This window comes from Staphylococcus sp. HMSC34G04, assembly GCF_001838765.1.
GTDB classification, from domain to species: domain Bacteria; phylum Bacillota; class Bacilli; order Staphylococcales; family Staphylococcaceae; genus Staphylococcus; species Staphylococcus epidermidis.
On sequence record NZ_KV838719.1, the window covers coordinates 183,053 to 199,591 of the forward strand.

The 16,539-nt window shown below is 32.3% G+C and carries 12 protein-coding genes and 1 other RNA gene; 12 read left to right on the forward strand and 1 reads right to left on the reverse strand.

Annotated features, from left to right (window positions below; translation table 11 throughout):
• The first annotated feature begins 70 nt into the window (after nucleotides 1-70).
• The 10 genes from secDF (at nucleotide 71) to HMPREF3241_RS04430 (ending at nucleotide 14,195) form a co-directional block, all read left to right on the forward strand.
• On the forward strand, nucleotides 71-2,362 hold the full coding sequence (gene secDF, locus HMPREF3241_RS04385; protein ID WP_002446617.1) for a protein translocase subunit SecDF: 2,292 nt from the start codon (nucleotides 71-73) through the stop codon (nucleotides 2,360-2,362).
• Between the two features lie 235 nt (nucleotides 2,363-2,597).
• A complete protein-coding gene (recJ, locus tag HMPREF3241_RS04390) occupies nucleotides 2,598-4,871 on the forward strand; it encodes a single-stranded-DNA-specific exonuclease RecJ (RefSeq protein WP_002446616.1) in 2,274 nt (757 codons plus the stop codon).
• Nucleotides 4,872-4,889: 18 nt separating this feature from the next.
• Nucleotides 4,890-5,408 carry an adenine phosphoribosyltransferase gene (locus HMPREF3241_RS04395; RefSeq protein ID WP_001832698.1) on the forward strand — a complete coding sequence of 173 codons (519 nt, stop codon included), beginning with the start codon at nucleotides 4,890-4,892 and terminating at the stop codon, nucleotides 5,406-5,408.
• Nucleotides 5,409-5,921: 513 nt separating this feature from the next.
• Nucleotides 5,922-8,111, forward strand: coding sequence for a RelA/SpoT family protein (locus tag HMPREF3241_RS04400; protein ID WP_001832683.1), 2,190 nt, complete (start codon nucleotides 5,922-5,924; stop codon nucleotides 8,109-8,111).
• Between the two features lie 13 nt (nucleotides 8,112-8,124).
• Complete coding sequence (gene dtd / locus HMPREF3241_RS04405; RefSeq protein WP_002457781.1) at nucleotides 8,125-8,577, forward strand: D-aminoacyl-tRNA deacylase; 453 nt, start codon at nucleotides 8,125-8,127, stop codon at nucleotides 8,575-8,577.
• Complete coding sequence (locus HMPREF3241_RS04410; RefSeq protein WP_002446614.1) at nucleotides 8,574-9,449, forward strand: N-acetylmuramoyl-L-alanine amidase family protein; 876 nt, start codon at nucleotides 8,574-8,576, stop codon at nucleotides 9,447-9,449. Before dtd ends, HMPREF3241_RS04410 begins: the two co-directional genes overlap by 4 nt.
• A gap of 371 nt (nucleotides 9,450-9,820) precedes the next feature.
• Entirely contained in the window at nucleotides 9,821-11,095 is a 1,275-nt protein-coding gene (gene hisS, locus HMPREF3241_RS04415; protein ID WP_002446613.1) for a histidine--tRNA ligase, read from the forward strand.
• Between the two features lie 2 nt (nucleotides 11,096-11,097).
• Nucleotides 11,098-12,864, forward strand: coding sequence for an aspartate--tRNA ligase (gene aspS, locus HMPREF3241_RS04420; RefSeq protein WP_002457778.1), 1,767 nt, complete (start codon nucleotides 11,098-11,100; stop codon nucleotides 12,862-12,864).
• Nucleotides 12,865-13,138: 274 nt separating this feature from the next.
• A non-coding RNA gene (ssrS, locus tag HMPREF3241_RS04425) (6S RNA) lies at nucleotides 13,139-13,329 on the forward strand.
• An 89-nt stretch (nucleotides 13,330-13,418) separates the two neighbouring features.
• Nucleotides 13,419-14,195: a tRNA threonylcarbamoyladenosine dehydratase gene (locus HMPREF3241_RS04430; RefSeq protein WP_002475155.1), complete on the forward strand. Its 777-nt coding sequence runs from the start codon at nucleotides 13,419-13,421 to the stop codon at nucleotides 14,193-14,195.
• 171 nt (nucleotides 14,196-14,366) lie between these two features.
• Here the strand turns inward: HMPREF3241_RS04430 and HMPREF3241_RS04435 are convergent, their stop codons facing one another.
• Complete coding sequence (locus HMPREF3241_RS04435; protein WP_002446610.1) at nucleotides 14,367-15,638, reverse strand: replication-associated recombination protein A; 1,272 nt, start codon at nucleotides 15,636-15,638, stop codon at nucleotides 14,367-14,369.
• Nucleotides 15,639-15,723: 85 nt separating this feature from the next.
• Between HMPREF3241_RS04435 and cymR the strand changes: the two genes are divergently transcribed.
• Together cymR and HMPREF3241_RS04445 are read left to right on the forward strand one after the other, a co-directional pair.
• Nucleotides 15,724-16,146 carry a cysteine metabolism transcriptional regulator CymR gene (gene cymR, locus HMPREF3241_RS04440; RefSeq protein WP_001830806.1) on the forward strand — a complete coding sequence of 141 codons (423 nt, stop codon included), beginning with the start codon at nucleotides 15,724-15,726 and terminating at the stop codon, nucleotides 16,144-16,146.
• A gap of 186 nt (nucleotides 16,147-16,332) precedes the next feature.
• Nucleotides 16,333-16,476: an SAS049 family protein gene (locus tag HMPREF3241_RS04445; RefSeq protein WP_002468519.1), complete on the forward strand. Its 144-nt coding sequence runs from the start codon at nucleotides 16,333-16,335 to the stop codon at nucleotides 16,474-16,476.
• Nucleotides 16,477-16,539 lie beyond the last annotated feature (63 nt).

Sequence of the window (16,539 nt, forward strand, 5' to 3'; positions counted from 1 at the left end):
TCATTTTAACTTGCACGATAATTTATTCATCGAGTATTCTAGATACATAAGTAAATAATGAGGTGTTCATGTGAAGAAAACGAGTAGAATAATTGCATTCATACTCCTCGTAGCTCTACTATTCACTGGAATGGGTATGACGTATAAGAATGTAGTTAAAAATGTTAATTTAGGTCTAGATTTGCAAGGTGGTTTTGAAGTCCTCTTCCAAGTAGATCCTTTAAATAAAGGAGATAAAATTGATAAAAAAGCACTTCAGGCTACATCTCAAACATTAGAAAATCGTGTAAATGTTCTAGGTGTATCAGAACCGAAAATACAAATCGAAGATCCTAATCGAATTCGTGTACAATTAGCAGGTATAAAGGATCAAGCACAAGCGCGTAAATTATTATCGACACAAGCTAATTTAACAATTAGAGATGCTGAAGATCATGTTTTAATGTCTGGTTCAGACATTAAACAAGGCTCTGCTAAACAAGAATTTAAACAAGAAACTAATCAGCCAACAGTTACATTTAAAGTAAAAAGTAAAGATAAATTTAAGAAAGTAACTGAAAAGATTTCTAAAAAACGTGACAATGTCATGGTAGTTTGGTTAGATTTCGAAAAAGGCGATAGTTACAAGAAAGAAGCTAAAAAGCAACAAGAAGGTAAAAAGCCTAAATTTATATCTGCAGCGAGTGTAGACCAACCTATTAATTCTAGTAGTGTTGAAATTTCAGGTGGGTTCAATGGTAAAAAAGGTGTTGAAGAAGCTAAACAAATAGCCGAGTTATTAAATGCCGGTTCATTACCAGTTGATTTAAAAGAAATTTACTCTAACTCTGTTGGTGCACAATTTGGTCAAGATGCTTTAGATAAGACCATGTTTGCATCAATTGTAGGTATAGCATTAATTTATTTATTTATGCTTGGTTTCTATCGTTTGCCTGGTTTAGTTGCAATCATTGCCTTAACCGCTTATATTTATTTAACTTTAGTCGCATTCAATTTCATATCAGGTGTATTAACTCTACCTGGATTGGCGGCATTAGTTTTAGGTGTAGGTATGGCTGTCGATGCCAATATCATTATGTATGAACGTATTAAAGATGAACTAAGAATTGGACGCACGCTTAAACAAGCGTATTCTAAAGCAAATAAAAGTTCATTCTTAACTATATTTGATTCCAATTTAACAACTGTCATTGCTGCGGCTGTGCTTTTCTTCTTTGGAGAAAGTTCAGTCAAAGGCTTCGCAACGATGTTACTCTTAGGTATCTTAATGATATTTGTAACCGCAGTATTCTTATCAAGAGGGTTGTTATCATTACTGGTATCTTCAAACTTCTTTAAAAAACAATACTGGTTATTTGGTGTTAAGAAGAAGAATAGACATGATATTAATGAAGGTAAAGATGTACATGATTTAAAAACATCATATGAAAAGTTAAACTTTGTTAAATTAGCTAAGCCACTTATTTCACTTAGTATTTTAATTGTAATTATTGGATTGATTATCATTTCGATATTTAAATTAAACTTAGGTATTGATTTCTCATCCGGAACAAGAGCAGATATTCAATCTAAAAATGCTATAACACAAGCACAGGTTGAGAAAACTGTAAAATCAGCTGGATTAGAACCAGATCAAATACAGATTAATGGTAGTGGAAATAAAAATGCCACAGTTCAGTTTAAAAAAGATTTATCACGTGAGGAAGACAATAAATTAAGTGCTAAGGTGAAATCTGAATTTGGAGATAATCCACAAATTAATACCGTTTCACCTCTCATTGGCCAAGAACTTGCTAAAAATGCTGTAACTGCATTAATACTTGCTTCTATAGGTATTATTATCTATGTTTCACTAAGATTTGAATGGCGTATGGGCCTATCTTCTGTACTTGCATTATTACATGATGTATTTATCATCATTGCAATCTTTAGTTTGTTTAGAATAGAAGTAGATTTAACGTTTATTGCAGCAGTATTAACTATCGTTGGTTATTCAATCAATGATACAATCGTAACTTTCGACCGTGTTCGAGAAAATCTGCATAAAGTTAAAGTCATTACGCATACTGATCAAATTGATGATATAGTCAACCGCTCTATTAGACAAACTATGACACGTTCTATTAATACAGTGTTAACTGTAGTTGTAGTGGTAGTTTCAATTTTAATTTTAGGTGCACCAACAATATTTAATTTCTCTTTAGCATTGCTAATTGGATTATTATCTGGTGTATTCTCATCAATTTTCATTGCTGTACCATTATGGGGCATGTTGAAGAAACGACAGTTTAAAAAGACAAAAAATAATAAATTAATAGTGCACAAAGAGAAGAAATCTAACGATGAAAAAATCTTAGTTTAACTTCTTCACATTTTTATAATTTTAAAAGTTTACAAGCCAACCAAGGTGAATTATCTACTTTGGTTGGCTTGATTTCATGTATTAGCGTTTAATCATTAAGTTAGCAGTTAATGAAAAAACTGAACGATAAAAGTTTTGTGAAGAATTGTAACTTTATATTCTTTTAAAAAATGCAAGTACTTTTTATTTCATTAAAATTTCGGTATAATGACCTGTGGAAATGAGGACGATTATAATGATTAAATCAAAATATAATTGGGATATAACTCAACCTGACACCTTTATAAGTGAGAGTAGTAGTGATCAATTTAAACTTTCACCCATAGTAAAAAAGGTATTAGAGAGTAAAAATATTGTGGATAATCAGGAGATTCAAAATCTATTTAAAGACACTAACATTAGTCATGATTATATGTTATTAAGTGATATGCAAAAAGCGATTGATCGCATTAAATTAGCTATCGATCAAAATGAACGAATACTAGTATATGGTGACTATGATGCAGATGGTGTTACATCTACTACAATTCTAGTGTCTACTTTACGTATACTTGGCGCTCAGGTGGGGTGGTATATTCCCAATAGATTTACAGAAGGATATGGACCTAATGAATTAGCATTTAAAAATGCTTATGACGAAGGGATCTCCTTAATAATAACTGTAGATAATGGTATACAAGGACATCATGAAATAAGTACCATACAAGAATTAGGTGTAGATGTTATAGTGACAGATCATCATGAAATAGGAGAAACTTTACCTGATGCTTTTGCAATTGTACATCCGATGCATCCTAATTTTGAATATCCTTTTAAATATTTATGTGGTGCGGGTGTTGCTTATAAATTGGCCCAAGGATTGATAAAGCATCCACCTCAACATTTCATAGCATTAGCTGCCATAGGTACGATTGCAGATTTAGTATCATTAACAGATGAGAATAGATATATTGTAAAGCAAGGATTAAAGATATTAAACAGTCATACACCATCGTCCATAAAGGCTATCTTAAATCAAGCGGGTTTTAATGATGAAATAACAGAAGAAACGATTGGTTTTATTATTGGACCTCGATTAAATGCTGTTGGTAGACTAGAAGATGCATCATTAGCTGCTGAACTTTTATTGTCCGATGAATTTGAAGAGGCGGAATTTTTAGCTGAACAAGTTGAACATTTTAATCAAGAACGTAAAGATATAGTATCTAAAATTACTGATGAAGCATTGATATTAGCAGAGGAACAAATCAAACAAGGACATTTGTTTCTTTTACTTGCCAAAGAGGGTTGGCATGAGGGTGTATTAGGTATTGTTGCATCTAAAATTGTAGAAACATATGCATTACCAACATTAATTTTAAATATTGATAAAAATCAAAATCATGCCAAGGGTTCTGCGAGGTCGATTGAACAAGTTTCCATGTTTGATATTTTAAATGATCATCAACAGTTAATTGATAAGTTTGGTGGTCATCACATGGCTGCAGGAATGACGATGCCTATCGATAATATTGAACGTTTACATAAAGAGCTAAATGTGTGGATGAAGGAACTTACAGTTACCACTTCATTAGAGCCTTCAATAAAGGTGGATGCGCAACTTGAAGAAACAGAAATTAACATTAAAAATATTAAAGATATATTTCAATTAAGGCCTTTTGGTACGGACTTTAATAGTCCTCTTTTTATGGTTAGAGATTTAATTGTCAAGTCAACAAAAGGAATCGGACAGGATAATAAACATCTTAAGTTAACGCTTGGTCATTCAGGTTTAACTGCTTTATTTTGGAATCATGGACATTTAGCAAGTGAACTCGAAGCAGGTCAACCGATTCATATAATAGGAACATTGCAAATTAATGAATGGAATGGTAATCAAACACCTCAATTTATCATCAAAGATATTGCTATAGACCAATTACAAATTTTGGATTATCGTAGTAAACGTAAAAATATACAATTTAAAGAAACTGAATCAAATGTTGCCTATGTCATTCATCCGAAACTCAAAAAAAGCAATTCACATTACTATCATTATGGTGAGGCTATTGATAGACCTTATGATAAAATAGTGTTTAGAGACTTACCTAATACTATGGTGGAAATTGAACAAACTTTAGAACATTCACAAATTTCTCAACTATATTTAGTTCTGCAGCATGATAAGTCAATATATTTTGAAGGTATCCCTAGCAAGTCGCTTTTTAAAAAGTGTTACAAAGCTTTAATAAACAAAAAAGAAACTGACTTAATTAAAGAAGGTATGCTGCTTTGTGAGTACTTAAATATTAAGCCCGAAATATTAACATTCATGCTTAAAGTCTTTAAAGAATTGGAGTTTATTTACGACGAAAAGGGATTGATTAAGATAAATCCGACGCCAAATAAACAAGATATAGAAAATAGTCGTATTTACCAAATGAGACAAGCACGTATGGAAGTAGAAGAACGCCTTCTCTATGATGATTTTTTAAATATAAAAGAATGGATAATATCAAAGTTAACATAGCTTTCAGGAGGAAAAACAATGGATTTAAAACAATATGTTTCAGAAGTAAAAGATTGGCCTTCAGCAGGTGTAAGCTTTAAGGATATAACAACTATAATGGATAATGGTGAAGCTTATGGCTATGCTACGGATCAAATTGTTGAATATGCAAAAGAAAAAAATATAGATATAGTAGTTGGTCCTGAAGCCAGAGGGTTTATAATAGGGTGTCCAGTTGCTTACTCAATGGGTATTGGTTTTGCTCCAGTACGTAAAGAAGGAAAACTACCTCGAGAAGTTATTCGTTATGAATATAATTTAGAATATGGAACTAACGTATTAACTATGCATAAAGATGCGATTAAACCTGGACAACGAGTTTTAATTACTGATGATTTACTAGCTACAGGTGGAACAATTGAAGCTGCAATAAAACTTGTTGAACAATTAGGTGGTATAGTTGTAGGTATTGCGTTTATTATTGAACTTAAATATTTGAATGGAATTGATAAAATAAAAGATTATGATGTGATGAGTTTGATTTCATATGATGAATAAAAATAATAAAATTTAGATTTTTATGAGCCTGAAAAAATAATATCAGGCTCATTAATCTTTTTGAAAAGCTTAATGTATTAAAATGATTATCAATTTTATATTAGTTTATTTTATAACTACTGTGAACATCAGCTAAGTATTCATCTCTATTTATAATTGGACATTGTTTTAAATCGATATTAAATAAAATTATGTGTTTTAATTTTTTAATTGGAACCGACAACTTAAATGTAAATTTAAATGTGTGATTAAAGTTTAACATCATTTATTTATTTGTAAGTCATATTGTAGTATCATGAAACTATTATTTAGAAAATTAATAAATGAGTTTCAATTATATAGTTGAACATGATAATTTGATATATGTAGAACCTTTCTACTTTCTTAAGCTATAAATGATTTATGGTAAAATGAATACAATAACAATGAATAAGTACTTTCATGTGGTATGTTAAACATCTTTGCAACATGAGTACTAAACGAAAGTAATGAATTGAGTGGGGTGTCATTAAAGTGAATAACGAGTATCCATATAGCGCGGATGAGGTGCTTTATAAAGCTAAATCATATTTATCAACAAGTGAATATGAATATGTTCTCAAAAGTTATCATATAGCTTATGAGGCACATAAGGGTCAATTTAGAAAAAATGGCTTACCATATATTATGCATCCTATTCAAGTTGCAGGGATTTTAACAGAGATGCGTTTAGACGGACCCACTATTGTCGCTGGATTTCTACATGATGTGATTGAAGATACTTCTTATACATTTGAAGATGTTAAAGATATGTTTAATGAAGAAATTGCACGAATCGTAGACGGGGTAACTAAACTTAAAAAGGTTAAGTATCGTTCTAAGGAAGAACAACAAGCAGAAAACCATCGTAAACTATTTATTGCTATTGCTAAAGATGTACGTGTAATTTTAGTGAAGTTGGCAGATCGGCTTCATAATATGAGAACTTTAAAGGCAATGCCAAGAGAGAAGCAGGTAAGAATCTCTAAGGAAACCTTAGAAATCTATGCTCCGCTAGCACATCGACTTGGAATCAACACGATAAAGTGGGAACTTGAAGATACAGCGCTGAGATATATTGACAGTGTCCAATATTTCCGCATCGTTAATCTTATGAAGAAAAAACGTAGTGAACGCGAAGCTTACATTACAAATGCAATCAATAAAATTAAAAACGAAATGACTAAAATGAATCTTTCGGGCGAAATTAACGGTAGACCAAAACATATTTACAGTATATATCGCAAAATGATTAAACAAAAAAAGCAATTTGATCAAATATTTGATTTGCTTGCTATACGTATTATAGTTAATTCGATAAACGATTGTTATGCGACGCTTGGTTTAGTTCATACATTATGGAAACCAATGCCTGGACGTTTTAAAGATTATATAGCTATGCCTAAACAAAATATGTATCAATCACTACATACCACTGTAGTTGGACCCAATGGCGACCCTTTAGAAATACAAATTCGAACACACGAAATGCATGAAATCGCTGAACATGGTGTTGCTGCACATTGGGCTTATAAAGAAGGTAAGACAGTTAATCAAAAAACACAGGATTTTCAAAATAAGCTTAATTGGTTAAAAGAACTTGCTGAAACTGACCATACTTCTGCAGATGCGCAAGAATTTATGGAATCCTTAAAATATGATTTACAGAGCGATAAGGTATATGCATTTACACCAGCTAGTGATGTTATAGAGTTACCTTATGGTGCAGTACCAATTGATTTTGCTTATGCAATACACAGTGAAGTAGGAAATAAAATGATTGGGGCTAAGGTTAATGGTAAAATCGTACCTATAGATTATGTTCTACAAACTGGTGATATTATAGAGATTCGTACAAGTAAACACTCTTACGGTCCAAGTAGAGACTGGTTGAAAATTGTAAAATCTTCTAGTGCTAAAAGTAAAATCAAAAGTTTCTTTAAAAAACAAGATCGTTCTTCTAATATAGAAAAAGGTAAATTTATGGTAGAAGCGGAGATTAAAGAGCAAGGATTCCGTGTTGAGGATATTTTAACTGAGAAAAATTTAGAAGTCGTTAATGAAAAATATCATTTTGCAAATGATGAAGATTTGTACGCAGCTGTTGGATTCGGTGGTGTTACATCAATACAAATCGTCAATAAATTAACTGAACGACAAAGAATATTAGATAAACAAAAGGCATTAAATGAGGCGCAGGAAGTTACAAAATCTGTACCTATAAAAAAAGATATTACCACAGACAGTGGTGTATACGTTGAGGGATTAGAAAACGTCTTAATCAAGTTATCAAAATGTTGTAATCCTATACCAGGTGATGATATTGTTGGTTATATCACTAAAGGACACGGGATTAAAGTTCATCGTACAGATTGTCCAAATATAAAAAATGAAACAGATCGATTGATTTCGGTAGAGTGGGTAAAATCTAAAGATTCAACACAACAATATCAAGTCGATTTAGAGGTTACTGCATATGATAGAAATGGCTTGCTCAACGAAGTATTACAAGCTGTGAATTCTACTGCTGGAAGCTTGATTAAAGTTTCTGGGCGTTCAGACATTGATAAAAATGCTGTAATTAATATTAGCGTGATGGTAAAAAATGTCAATGATGTGTACCGTGTCGTTGAAAAAATTAAACAACTAGGTGACGTTTATACAGTATCTAGAGTTTGGAACTAGAGGTGCAAAAGAAATGAAGATAATTGTACAAAGAGTTAAAAATGCTAGAGTTACGAATGATACAATTGATAACCAAATTAATAAAGGGTATTGTTTACTTGTAGGAGTAGGTCAAAGTTCTACCGAAGAGGATGTAAAAGTCATCGCAAGAAAGATTGCTCATGCACGTCTCTTTGAAGATGAAAATGACAAATTGAATTTAAATATTCAACAAGTCGAAGGAGAAATTCTTTCAGTTTCCCAATTTACTATATACGCTGATGTTAAAAAGGGAAATAGACCTGGATTCTCAAATTCTAAAGCTCCAGAACAAGCTAAAGACTTATATCAAAAATTTAATAAAGAATTAGAAGGTTATGGCTTAATTGTCAAAACAGGTGAGTTTGGAACACATATGAATGTAGAAATTCATAACGATGGACCTGTCACATTGATCTATGAATCGCAGGATGGGAAAATAATATGAAGAAAATAGATTCATGGCTAACTAAACATGGTCTAAAAAATCGACTTACGCTTGTAGTAATTGCAATTTTTATTATATTTTTAATTTTACTTTTTATGTTTGTTAATTTAAGCGATGAAGATACAGGTCAAATTACTATAACTGATAATGCTGAGTTAAGAACAGGACCTAATGCCGCCTATCCTGTTATATATAAAATAGATAAAGGCGAAAGTTTTAAGAAAATAGATCGAAAAGGGAAATGGATTGAAGTTCAAAATCACGCTGGCACTGAGAAAGGCTGGGTTGCTGGTTGGCACACGAATTTGAACATTCCTGCTGATCAATCACTTTCGTCAAACCCTCTAAAAGGAAAAACAATTGTACTTGACCCTGGTCACGGTGGAAGTGACCAGGGTGCCTCAAGTAGTACGCCATCTAAAAGTCTCGAAAAAAATTACACGCTTAAAACTGCTAAAGAATTGAAAAAGTTATTAAACAAGGAAGGTGCTCATGTAAAAATGACTCGTTCCAATGATAAATATGTGTCCCTGGATGATAGAAATATAAAGGGTGACGCATTTATTAGTATACATAATGATGCGCTTGATTCTTCAAATGCCAATGGAGTAACTGTTTATTGGTTTAAAGACAAGCAAGAATCACTTGCACAAACTTTAAATTCTGCAATTCAAAAGAAGGCATTATTGACAAATCGAGGTTCTAGACAACAAAATTATCAAGTGTTGAGACAGACAGATATACCAGCAGTACTGTTAGAGTTAGGCTATATAAGTAACCCTACTGACGAATCTATGATTAATGATCAATTACATAGACAGGTGGTTGAACAAGCTATTGTTGATGGTCTAAAACAATATTTCTCATCCTAGACCTTGCAAATTATTCTAAAAATCGTTATCATTATTGATGAACTTTATAAGTAAAACCGATATGATTCTTGAAATTTTAAATGAAGTAGGTAGCATTTAATGCGTAGAAATACAATCCCTGGCTGTAAGATTGTACTTAGTAATTTAAAAATTTGAACGCAAGAAGAGGTACTTTTAATTAAAAGTCGGATGGCGCACGTTAAGCGTTTTGAGTGGATTGTGCTTTTATAAGTATAATCAAATAGGGTGGCAACACGGTGAATCGTCCCTTGTATAGTTTTGTACTATACAAGGGACTTTTTAATTTTTTATAACCCATATGAAAATGAAAGACTATTTTAATCTTTTTTAATAATAAAGGAGAGAGTTTTATGATTAAGATGCCGAGAGGTACCCAAGATATCTTGCCGCAAGATTCTGCTAAATGGCGTTACATTGAAAATCGATTACACACATTAATGGAATTGTATAATTATAAAGAAATAAGAACGCCAATTTTTGAAAGTACTGAACTTTTTGCAAGAGGCGTGGGGGATTCTACTGACGTTGTTCAAAAGGAAATGTATACATTTAAAGATAAAGGAGGTCGTAGTTTAACGTTACGTCCTGAAGGAACTGCAGCCGTTGTACGTTCATATATTGAACATAAAATGCAAGGTGAACCCAATCAACCTATCAAACTTTACTACAATGGTCCTATGTTTAGATATGAACGTAAACAAAAAGGAAGATATCGCCAATTTAACCAATTTGGTGTCGAAGCAATAGGAGCGGAAAACCCTAGTATTGATGCTGAAATACTCGCTATGGTTATGCATATTTATGAGTCTTTCGGATTAAAACACTTAAAGTTAGTTATCAATAGTATTGGAGATAGTGAGTCACGTAAAGAATATAACGAAGCATTAGTAAAACATTTTGAACCTGTAATTGATACATTTTGTTCAGATTGTCAATCAAGATTACACACTAATCCTATGAGAATTTTAGATTGTAAAATCGATAGAGATAAAGAAGCAGTAAAAAATGCACCCCGTATCACAGATTATCTCAATAATGATTCTAAATCTTATTATGAACAAGTTAAATTACATCTTGATAATTTGAACATATCTTATGTTGAAGATCCTAACTTAGTTCGTGGATTAGATTATTATACTCATACTGCCTTTGAATTAATGATTGATAATCCAGAATACGATGGAGCTATCACTACATTATGTGGTGGCGGTCGATATAATGGATTGTTACAATTATTAGATGGTCCAGATGAAACAGGTATTGGATTTGCACTAAGTATTGAAAGATTATTAATGGCACTTGATGAAGAAGGTATTTCATTAGATGTAAGTGAAGATTTTGATTTATTTGTTGTGACAATGGGAGAAGATGCCGATCGTTATGCTGTTAAGTTAATCAATGATTTAAGAAGAAATGGAATAAAGGTAGATAAGGATTATCTAAACAGAAAAATTAAAGGACAAATGAAACAAGCTGATCGTCTTAATGCTAAATATACTGTAGTAATTGGAGATCAAGAACTTGAAAATAATGAAATTGGTGTGAAAAACATGATTTCAGGTGAAACAGAAAATGTGCAATTAGATGAATTAATTAACTATTTTAAAAATAGAAAGGAAGTCTAAAAATGAATAAAAGAACAACGTATTGTGGTTTAGTCACAGAAGAATTTTTAAACGAAAAAGTAACATTAAAAGGTTGGGTTCATAACAGACGCGATTTAGGTGGATTAATTTTTGTTGATTTAAGAGATCGTGAAGGTATTGTCCAAATAGTTTTTAATCCTGACTTTTCAGAAGAAGCATTGCAAGTTGCTGAAACAGTACGCTCAGAATATGTAGTCGAAGTTCAAGGTGTAGTAACAAAACGTGATGCTGAAACTATTAATCCAAAAATCAAAACAGGTCAAGTTGAGGTTCAAGTTTCAAATATTGAGATTATTAACAAATCAGAAACACCTCCATTTTCAATTAATGAAGAAAATGTAAACGTTGATGAAAATATTCGATTAAAATATAGATATTTAGATTTGCGTAGACAAGAATTAGCACAAACTTTTAAAATGAGACATCAAACTACGCGTTCTATCCGTCAATACTTAGATAATAATGGGTTCTTCGATATTGAAACACCAGTATTAACAAAATCAACACCTGAGGGTGCGCGAGATTATTTAGTACCTTCCCGTGTACACGAGGGTGAATTTTACGCGTTGCCACAATCACCACAATTATTTAAACAACTATTAATGATAAGTGGTTTTGACAAATATTATCAAATTGTTAAATGTTTCCGCGATGAAGACTTACGTGCAGATCGCCAACCAGAATTCACTCAAGTTGATATTGAAATGAGTTTTGTCGATCAAGAAGATATCATAGCCATGGGTGAAGATATGTTACGTAAAGTTGTTAAAGATGTAAAAGGAATAGACGTTAGTGGGCCTTTCCCACGTATGACGTATGCAGAGGCTATGGATCGTTATGGTTCAGATAAACCTGACACTCGTTTCGGTATGGAACTTATCAATGTGTCACAGCTTGGTAAAGAAATGAATTTTAAAGTTTTTAAAGATACTGTAGACAACAACGGCGAAATTAAAGCAATTGTCGCAAAAGACGCTGCAGATAAATATACACGTAAAGACATGGATGCATTAACAGAGTTTGTAAATATATATGGTGCAAAAGGATTAGCTTGGGTTAAAGTTGTTGATGATGGTTTAAGTGGCCCAATTGCTAGATTTTTCGAAGATACTAATGTTGAAACACTTAAACAATTAACAGAAGCTAAACCTGGAGATTTAGTAATGTTTGTAGCTGATAAACCTAATGTTGTTGCTCAAAGTTTAGGGGCTTTAAGAATTAAATTAGCAAAAGAATTAGGTTTAATTGATGAATCAAAATTAAATTTCTTATGGGTAACTGATTGGCCGTTATTAGAGTATGATGAAGATGCAAAACGTTATGTAGCTGCACATCATCCATTTACTTCACCTAAAAGAGAAGATATCGAAAAGCTAGACACAGAACCTGAAAATGTACAAGCTAACGCTTATGATATTGTTCTAAATGGTTATGAACTTGGTGGTGGTTCTATAAGAATACACGATGGTGAATTGCAACAAAAAATGTTTGAAGTTTTAGGATTTACTAATGAACAAGCTCAAGAGCAATTTGGTTTCTTATTAGATGCCTTTAAATACGGTGCTCCACCTCATGGTGGTATTGCGTTAGGTCTAGATAGACTTGTGATGTTATTAACAAATAGAACAAACTTAAGAGATACAATTGCATTCCCTAAAACAGCATCAGCTACGTGTCTTTTAACTGACGCTCCAGGAGAAGTATCTGATAAACAACTCCAAGAACTCTCACTAAGAATCAGACACTAGGGCCCCAACAAAGAGAATTTCACAAAGAAATTCAACGGACAAAGCAAGTTGGGACTAGGGCCTTAATTTAATGGTTCTTAAGAGATTGGCACAGAGAGGTCAATCGTAAGAAATGAATGTAAAACAACGATGAGTAAGATAATTAATCAGACATTATATTCTAATTTTGGAACTAGTTTAGAATTCATGAAAAATTAATACACATTTGAGCTAAATGATAAGTCTTTAAAATTTACTTCTCTTTTTAAATTGTGGTATGATAATTTCATAAGATAGTCATCTGTGGTGTTCGTAAGTTTGCTTTTTATTTGGGCCTAACACTCTTTGATCAGGGAGCCCAATAGGTTTTCTCGCAGCGCACACGCCTCTATAGGAGGACTTGCAAAACGAGAAACAGGGCACCCACCTGTATATAGCAGGCCGAATGATCAAGCTATTTATAACTACGGCATCAACGGACTCTATCGGTACGCAAGACTTTTGTCTTGCGTATTTTTGTGTAAATAATTATAAAGAGGCATAGATATAATGAATTGGAATTAAAGGAGCTAAAGATGAAACATCAATTTTCAAGGAACGAATTAGCAATAGGACAAGAAGGGCTGGACTTACTAAAAAATAAGACTGTTGCAGTTTTAGGCGTTGGCGGCGTCGGGTCATTTGCAGCTGAAGCATTAGCTCGGACTAATATTGGGCACATCATACTTATAGATAAAGATGATGTCGATATTACAAATGTGAACAGGCAAATCCATGCACTGACATCAACTATTGGTCAAAGTAAAGTCACGCTAATGGAAGAAAGAATCAAATTAATAAATCCTGATTGTAAAGTTACTTCTTTGCATATGTTTTATACTGAGGAAACATACAAAGATATTTTTAATAATTATGATATTGATTATTTTATTGATGCGAGTGATACAATCATTTATAAAGTTCATCTCATGAAAGAGTGTTTAGAAAGAGGAATTGAGTTAATTTCAAGTATGGGTGCAGCAAATAAGACTGACCCGACACGCTTTGAAATTGCAGATATTTCAAAAACACATACTGATCCTATGGCTAAAGTAATTAGAAATCGTTTAAAACGCCTTGGTATTCGTAAAGGTGTTAAAGTAGTATTCTCTGATGAAAGCCCTATTGTTATACGCGAGGACGTAAAAGAAACAGTAGGAGATAAAAATGCAATCAATAGAAAAGGGCAAATGCCTCCATCTTCTAATGCATTTGTTCCAAGTGTAGTAGGCCTTATTTGTGCAAGCTACGTTGTCAATGATATTTTAAAAGATATACCTGTAAGGCGAATTAAAGATAAAGGACTAAATTAAAGTCATCTATCTCATTGCAAGAAAAATACTATCTTCTATTTTTTGTAAAATTTGATTCATAGTTTAAATAAATCTACAATAACTTATTGTAAAAACCTGGGACATCACCATTGTCCCAGGTTTTTTGCAACTAACATATTAATCTTCGCTACATATTTTCAATGAATATAATTATGTTTTATTTCGTAAATTATCGTAAATTGTTTTAAATTGTTGTTCGCTTTTTGATGTGGTTTTTGGTTCATAATACACTCTGTTTTTTAATTTTTCTGGTAAGTACTGTTGTACAACATGACCATTTTCATAGTTATGAGGATATTTGTAACCTATAGCCCGTCCTAACTTTTTAGCGCCTGAATAATGACCGTCTTTCAGATAATCTGGTATTTGACCTATATGTCCATTTCTTATATCTCCAAGAGCTTTATCTATTGCTGTGATACCAGAATTTGATTTAGGTGATAAGCATAATTCTATTACCGCTTGACTAAGGGGAATTCGTGCTTCTGGAAAACCTAGACGTTCAGCTGATTGTATCGCTGCTAAAGTCCTCTGACCAGCATTAGGTGATGCTAACCCAACATCTTCATAACTAATTACAAGTAATCGACGTACGATTGTAGGTAAGTCACCAGCTTCAATTAGACGTGCTAAGTAGTGGAGTGCTGCATTGACATCACTACCTCTAATTGATTTTTGAAAAGCACTCATGACATCGTAATGCATGTCGCCATCTTTATCGCTTACAAAAGCACCTTTTTGTAAGCAATCTTTTGCGTCATCTAAAGTAATATGTCTTTCGTTTTGTTCATCAATATGAGCACTTAGTACAGCTAATTCCAAAGCGTTTAATGCACTTCTAACATCGCCTTGGCTTTGCGTTGAAAAATATTCGATAGCATCTTCATCTACAATAGGATGATAAGTACTTAAACCCCTTTCCTTATCATTTATAGCTCTATCTAATGCCAATCTTATATCATCTTGATTTAATGGGTAAAGCTCAAATATTTGTGCTCTAGATCGTATCGCTGGATTTATCGCATGATAAGGATTTGAAGTTGTTGCACCGATTAATACAATTTTACCATTTTCAAGATGAGGTAATAAAAAATCTTGTTTAGCTTTGTCTAAACGATGAATTTCATCTAATAGTAAGATAACTTGTCCTGACATCTTCGCTTCTTCGACAACTAACTGCATATCTTTCTTTGTATTAGTTACGGCATTTAATTGTCTGAATTTAAATTGTGTACTTCCTGAAATTGCTTTTGCAATACTTGTTTTACCAATTCCAGGTGGACCATAAAAAATCATAGAAGAAAGACGTTTAGTATCTACCATCCTTCTTATTATACCTTTCGGACCAACCAGGTGCTGTTGAGATATAATTTCATCTATATTTTTCGGTCTCATTCGAGAGGCTAATGGTTCTGTACTCACATTTTTCACACCTTTCTAATATTATATTAACGTAAAAAATGATAGAATGGTAACAGATACTATTCGAATTAAGTGAGGTTATACAATGAAAATATCAACAAAAGGGAGATACGGATTAACATTGATGATATCTCTTGCTAAAAGAGAAGGTCAAGGTTGTGTATCACTAAAAACAATTGCTGAAGAAAATAAACTAAGTGATTTATATCTTGAACAATTAGTAGGCCCTTTAAGAAATGCTGGATTAATTCGAAGCGTTCGAGGTGCTAAAGGTGGTTATCAACTTAGAGTTCCATCAGAAGAAATTACTGCAGGAGATATTATCCGATTACTAGAAGGACCGATTACGTTTGTAGAGAGTATTGATTCAGAACCGCCTGCACAAAAGCAACTATGGATTAGAATGAGAGACGCTGTAAGAGATGTTTTAGATCATACTACATTAAAATATCTTGCAGATTACAAAGATACGAATGAAGACTTAGAGGGTTATATGTTCTATATTTAAATTTTTATAGTGGTTAAATAGATACATAGATATGACCATTTATTATTTACTCGTAATAATTTTGCCTACAATGTTTAACTAATATTTTTTAAGGTTATAACAAAACATAGCAATCATGGATTCACATTTTTAATCCATTTTATTGTTGCTATAAATAAACTTTTATAACTGAGAGGAGTAAATTTTATGGGTTTTATGGATAAAGCTAAAGAAGCTGCTGAAAAATTTAAAGATAGTGATAACGAACAAGTTAACAAAGTAAAAGATAAAATAAATGAATATACAGGTGGCGAAGACAACAAAGATAAAAAGGACAAAAAGGATAAATAAAAAAAGCCCCTAAATTATTTTAAAAGGTTAAAGAGGCTGGGACATAATTCCTAGCAAAATAGC

What these genes read in the sequence shown, in the direction of transcription:
- HMPREF3241_RS04430 (WP_002475155.1), top strand. Translation starts at nt 13,419, where the DNA reads ATGAAACATCAATTTTCAAGGAACGAATTAGCAATAGGACAAGAAGGG.
- HMPREF3241_RS04410 (WP_002446614.1), top strand. Translation starts at nt 8,574, where the DNA reads ATGAAGAAAATAGATTCATGGCTAACTAAACATGGTCTAAAAAATCGA.
- HMPREF3241_RS04395 (WP_001832698.1), top strand. Translation starts at nt 4,890, where the DNA reads ATGGATTTAAAACAATATGTTTCAGAAGTAAAAGATTGGCCTTCAGCA.
- hisS (WP_002446613.1), top strand. Translation starts at nt 9,821, where the DNA reads ATGATTAAGATGCCGAGAGGTACCCAAGATATCTTGCCGCAAGATTCT.
- recJ (WP_002446616.1), top strand. Translation starts at nt 2,598, where the DNA reads ATGATTAAATCAAAATATAATTGGGATATAACTCAACCTGACACCTTT.
- cymR (WP_001830806.1), top strand. Translation starts at nt 15,724, where the DNA reads ATGAAAATATCAACAAAAGGGAGATACGGATTAACATTGATGATATCT.
- dtd (WP_002457781.1), top strand. Translation starts at nt 8,125, where the DNA reads ATGAAGATAATTGTACAAAGAGTTAAAAATGCTAGAGTTACGAATGAT.
- aspS (WP_002457778.1), top strand. Translation starts at nt 11,098, where the DNA reads ATGAATAAAAGAACAACGTATTGTGGTTTAGTCACAGAAGAATTTTTA.
- HMPREF3241_RS04445 (WP_002468519.1), top strand. Translation starts at nt 16,333, where the DNA reads ATGGGTTTTATGGATAAAGCTAAAGAAGCTGCTGAAAAATTTAAAGAT.